The sequence below is a fragment of the Pseudomonas sp. HY2-MNA-CIBAN-0224 genome (genome assembly GCF_040310285.1).
In the GTDB taxonomy this organism is placed as follows: domain Bacteria; phylum Pseudomonadota; class Gammaproteobacteria; order Pseudomonadales; family Pseudomonadaceae; genus Aquipseudomonas; species Aquipseudomonas helleri.
Map to the genome: position 1 here is coordinate 1 of NZ_JBEOPQ010000629.1, position 262 is coordinate 262.

Sequence of the window (262 nt, forward strand, 5' to 3'; positions counted from 1 at the left end):
GGCTAAAGCCAAGCAAGTAGTAGCACAAAGGCAGCTAGACACTGTACAGCAGACTCTAGAGCAATTAACAGCTAGAGAACAACAGCTAGACACAGAGCTACAGGCGGCGATGTCTATACTGAATACGCAGCAAAGCGGATTTACTAACTTGCTCGCAGAATCACAGTTCGTAGATGAAGCTGCTTTTGTGAGTGCCCGCCTGCCTAAAGAAGAGCGTGAGTCACTACAGACACGTAAATTAGCGATTGATAATGCATTGCAT

Annotated in this window: 1 protein-coding gene; it reads left to right on the top strand. The window is 46.2% G+C overall.

Annotation, left to right across the window (positions count from 1 at the left end):
• Positions 1–262: hypothetical protein (locus AAEZ03_RS27835; RefSeq protein ID WP_350583134.1), on the top strand; the 262-nt coding region annotated here is incomplete at both ends.